Source organism: Rhodococcus sp. (in: high G+C Gram-positive bacteria), assembly GCF_049591685.1.
In the GTDB taxonomy this organism is placed as follows: domain Bacteria; phylum Actinomycetota; class Actinomycetes; order Mycobacteriales; family Mycobacteriaceae; genus Rhodococcoides.
Map to the genome: position 1 here is coordinate 1 of NZ_JBAWFH010000035.1, position 4,504 is coordinate 4,504.

General features: G+C 63.4%; 4 protein-coding genes. All 4 read left to right on the top strand.

The window, feature by feature from the left end:
- The first annotated feature begins 622 nt into the window (after nt 1-622).
- The 4 genes from aceA to WBQ44_RS01330 all read left to right on the top strand — a co-directional run bounded on the left by aceA (nt 623) and on the right by WBQ44_RS01330 (nt 4,503).
- Nucleotides 623-1,912 carry an isocitrate lyase gene (gene aceA / locus WBQ44_RS01315; RefSeq protein ID WP_495564933.1) on the top strand — a complete coding sequence of 430 codons (1,290 nt, stop codon included), beginning with the start codon at nt 623-625 and terminating at the stop codon, nt 1,910-1,912.
- 121 nt (nt 1,913-2,033) lie between these two features.
- Nucleotides 2,034-2,927: a 3-hydroxybutyryl-CoA dehydrogenase gene (locus tag WBQ44_RS01320; RefSeq protein WP_495564934.1), complete on the top strand. Its 894-nt coding sequence runs from the start codon at nt 2,034-2,036 to the stop codon at nt 2,925-2,927.
- Between the two features lie 119 nt (nt 2,928-3,046).
- Entirely contained in the window at nt 3,047-3,322 is a 276-nt protein-coding gene (locus WBQ44_RS01325) for a DoxX-related protein (RefSeq protein ID WP_495564935.1), read from the top strand.
- 140 nt (nt 3,323-3,462) lie between these two features.
- Nucleotides 3,463-4,503: an NAD(P)-dependent alcohol dehydrogenase gene (locus WBQ44_RS01330; protein WP_495564936.1), complete on the top strand. Its 1,041-nt coding sequence runs from the start codon at nt 3,463-3,465 to the stop codon at nt 4,501-4,503.
- The last annotated feature ends 1 nt before the right edge of the window (nt 4,504 follow it).

The window sequence follows — 4,504 nt, forward strand, 5'->3', positions numbered from 1 at the left end:
GCGCCAACAGCTGGAGGGTGCGCCAACAGCGGTTGGTGCACACGTAGCCGGGTTGACGACTTCGCAACCGCGCACCTTTCACCGACGGTTCCGAGCCACCGGCCGCCCGCCATCCACCACCCGCGCACGTTCGAGGGAACCGCGCAGGTTGCATCCTGCGCCAACAGCTGGAGGGTGCGCCAACAGCGGCGGGTGCACACACCGTCAGGAGCCCCGTAGATCCCTCAGCGGCTTTCGTTCTCGCGCGACTCATGATGTGATTACTGTCACAGTGCTTCTCGGGATGCCAATTTCTGGCTCGATTCAGACGACGGCGGCCAACAGTACGATTGTCCGGTTTTGGCGAGGTGAGGGTTTGCGTAAATTGCGTTCACTGCCTGCGGTTTCTCGTTACTTGTCGGTAATGAGCCCCGCCGAATGGCCTGGTTTCGAGACCGGCCTATCTTCGCAACGTTAGCAACCGATCCTGAAAAGCTAGCCAAGATTGGCAGTTGCAACAGGTAGACGCTCCATTTCGCGTGTGCCATTCTCGTGGAGGACACCCGAAGGGCCTGGCAACGGTGTGAAGAATTTTTGGCAACGAGCCGGCCGATACAGACAAAGAAGAAGACTGGAGCTGACGATGTCGACCACCGGCACCCCGAAGACCACCGAAGAAATCCAGAAGGATTGGGACACCAACCCTCGCTGGAACGGCGTCACTCGTAATTTCACCGCCGAGCAGGTTTCACAGCTGCAGGGCACCGTCGTCGAAGAGGCAACGCTCGCTCGCCGCGGCTCCGAAATCCTCTGGGACCTCGTCAACAACGAGGACTACATCAACTCGCTCGGCGCACTCACCGGCAACCAGGCCGTGCAGCAGGTCCGCGCCGGACTTCGCGCCATCTACCTTTCCGGCTGGCAGGTCGCAGGCGACGCCAACCTTTCGGGCCACACCTACCCGGACCAGAGCCTGTACCCGGCCAACTCGGTCCCGTCCGTCGTGCGCCGTATCAACAATGCGCTGCTGCGTGCCGACGAGATCGCCAAGGTCGAGGGTGATACCTCGGTCAGCAACTGGCTCGCACCCGTCGTCGCCGACGCCGAAGCCGGCTTCGGTGGCGCCCTCAACGCCTACGAGCTGCAGAAGGCCATGATCGCTGCCGGCGCAGCAGGCGTGCACTGGGAAGACCAGCTCGCGTCGGAGAAGAAGTGCGGCCACCTCGGCGGCAAGGTCCTCATCCCGACCCAGCAGCACATCCGCACCCTGACCTCGGCTCGCCTCGCGTCCGACGTCGCCGATGTTCCGTCGGTCATCATTGCCCGCACCGACGCCGAGGCCGCAACCCTCATCACGTCCGACGTGGACGAGCGCGACAAGGAATTCCTCGACGGCACCCGCACGGCAGAGGGCTTCTTCGGCGTCAAGAACGGCATCGAGCCCTGCATCGCCCGCGCGAAGGCATACGCACCCTACGCAGACCTCATCTGGATGGAGACCGGCGTGCCGGATCTCGAGGTGGCCAAGAAGTTCTCCGAGTCCGTCCGCAGCGAGTTCCCGGACCAGCTGCTCGCCTACAACTGCTCGCCTTCGTTCAACTGGAAGGCACACCTGGACGACGCGACCATCGCGAAGTTCCAGAAGGAGCTCGGCGCGATGGGCTTCAAGTTCCAGTTCATCACCCTCGCAGGCTTCCACTCGCTCAACTACGGCATGTTCGACCTGGCTCACGGCTACGCCCGCGAGGGCATGACCGCCTTCGTCGACCTGCAGGAGCGCGAGTTCAAGGCTGCCGAAGAGCGCGGCTTCACCGCGATCAAGCACCAGCGTGAGGTCGGCGCCGGCTACTTCGACCGCATCGCCACCACCGTCGACCCCAACACCTCGACGGCTGCACTCAAGGGATCCACCGAAGAGGGGCAGTTCCACTAAGCTGTTTCGCCTCCCCAGATATTCAGCGCACTAGTCAGGCGGTCCGCAATTCACGTTGCGGGCCGCCTGACGTGCATCCCTGAAGCTGTTGCCCAGCAACAGGACTGAAAAGGACAGAGCTGTGACGGTTGAGCGGGTAGGCGTCATCGGTGCGGGCCAGATGGGCGCCGGTATCGCCGAAGTCTGCGCACGAGCACACTCCGACGTGCTGGTCTACGAACGCACGCGTGAGCTGACGAGCGAAGGACGCACACGCATCCTGCGGTCATTGGACCGCGGCGTCAGCAGCGGCAAGATCACCGAGCGCGAACGCGAACAAGCTGCCTGGCGACTGCGCTTCACCACCGACCTCGCGGATTTCGCCGACCGTCAGCTCGTCGTCGAAGCGGTATGCGAAGACGAAGAGATCAAGGTCGGCATCTTCACCCGGCTTGACGCGGTGGTGACAGATCCCCTCGCCGTTCTCGCGTCCAACACCTCGTCGATTCCCATCATGAAGCTGGGAACTGCAACCGCGGCACCTGATCGCGTCGTCGGTATGCATTTCTTCAATCCGGTGCCGGTGCTCCCTCTGGTCGAGCTCGTCACCACCTTGCGCACAAGCGATGCCGTGGCGGCGCGAGCCGAGACCTACGCCGGCGACGTGCTCGGCAAGCAGGTCGTTCGCTCCGCAGACCGGTCGGGCTTCGTGGTCAACGCGCTGCTCGTGCCCTACCTCCTCTCGGCGATCCGCATGGTCGAATCCGGCTTCGCGACCAAGGAAGACGTCGACAAGGCAACGGTCCTGGGCCTCGCGCATCCGATGGGCCCGCTGGCACTGGCCGATCTCGTCGGCCTCGACACCGTCAAATCCATAGCGGACTCGATGTACGCAGAATTCAAGGAACCCCTGTTTTCGGCACCGCCGCTCCTGCTGCGCATGGTCGAGGCGGGCCTCGTCGGCAAAAAGACCGGCGCAGGTTTCTACCGATACGAAAACGGACGAGTCGCCAAGGCGGCAGCGTCGCGCACATGACGAACGCCGTTCCGGCAACGACGTTTTCAGGGGCAGGGTGGCGCATGCCTCTGCGCACTGCGTAGCGTGAGCGCAGCGGCGCGACGGATGCGCCGACGAGCAGAACAGGGGATGCATCTGTGAGCAGTTCGAGGAATTCCGGTGGACTACTGCCGAAAGCGCTGGGAATCGGTCTGGCCGCGACGGGTGTCGCGCACTTTGTCGTCCCCGAAGCGTTCGAGGGCATCACCAAGCTCCCGTTCCCGAAGGACACTCGGGAGTGGATCAACCGCAACGGCGCCACGGAACTCGCAGTCGGTTCCGCGATCGCGTACCCCAAAACGCGCAAGCTCGGGCTGATCGGGCTCGGCGCGTACGTCGGCTGGCTCGGCTACAACATCGCGCGAAACAGCTGACGCTTCTTCACGGACAGGCAGCACCGGGCGCGTCGAGACGCCCGACATTTTGTCATCAATCACACCCGTCAGCACGGAATACCCTGCTGGCGGGTGTGTCCGTATTGCAGAGCTACCGATGCGTAGGTAGCAATGTAGCCATGACTTCAGCCACCGCGTACTCAGCAACCGCCGCCGACGCACCCCTCGAGAAGGTCACCATCGAGCGCCGCGAGCTCGGCCCGCAGGACATTCTCATCGAGGTCAAGTACGCCGGCATCTGTCACTCCGACATTCACACCGCCCGTAACGAATGGAGCGGCACCAACTACCCGGTCGTACCGGGCCACGAGATCGCCGGCATCGTTGCCGAAGTCGGCTCCGGCGTCACCAAGCACAAGATCGGCGACCGCGTCGGCGTCGGCTGCTTCGTCGACTCGTGCGGCGAATGCGAAGCCTGCCTCGCCGGCGAGGAGCAGTACTGCTTGAAGGGCGTGACGCAGACCTACAACTCCAAGCAGGCCGACGGCTCCTTCACGCAGGGCGGCTACTCGACGCACATCGTCGTCACCGAGGGCTTCGTTCTCTCCATCCCCGAGGGCATCGAACTGGACGTCGCTGCACCGCTGCTGTGCGCAGGCATCACGCTGTACTCCCCGCTGAAGCACTGGGGTGCGGGCCCCGGCAAGAAGGTCGCCATCATCGGTATGGGCGGGCTCGGCCATGTCGGCGTCAAGATCGCCAATGCACTCGGTGCCGAGGTGACCGTGTTGAGCCAGACCCTGAGCAAGGAAGAGGATGGCAAGCGTCTCGGCGCTCACCACTACTACGCCACCTCCGACAGGGATACGTTCAAGAAGCTCCGCGGCCAGTTCGATCTGATCATCAACACCGTCTCCGCCGAGATCGACATGGACAAGCACATGTCGTTGCTAGCCATCAACGGCTCGCTGGTGATCCTCGGCCTGCCGTCCGAGCCGATAAAGGTGCGCGGCTTCACCCTTGCGGCGAACCGTCGCAGCCTCGCAGGCTCGATGGTCGGCGGCATCGCGCAGACTCAGGAAATGCTGGACTTCTGCGCCGAACACAAGATCGGCGCCGAGATCGAGACCATTGCCGCGGACCAGATCAACGAGGCGTACGAACGCGTACTCAATTCCGACGTGCGCTACCGCTTCGTGATCGACGCCGCCACCTTCTGAT

Coding starts and splice junctions, on each gene's coding strand:
- aceA (WP_495564933.1), top strand. CDS start 623: ATGTCGACCACCGGCACCCCGAAGACCACCGAAGAAATCCAGAAGGAT.
- WBQ44_RS01330 (WP_495564936.1), top strand. CDS start 3,463: ATGACTTCAGCCACCGCGTACTCAGCAACCGCCGCCGACGCACCCCTC.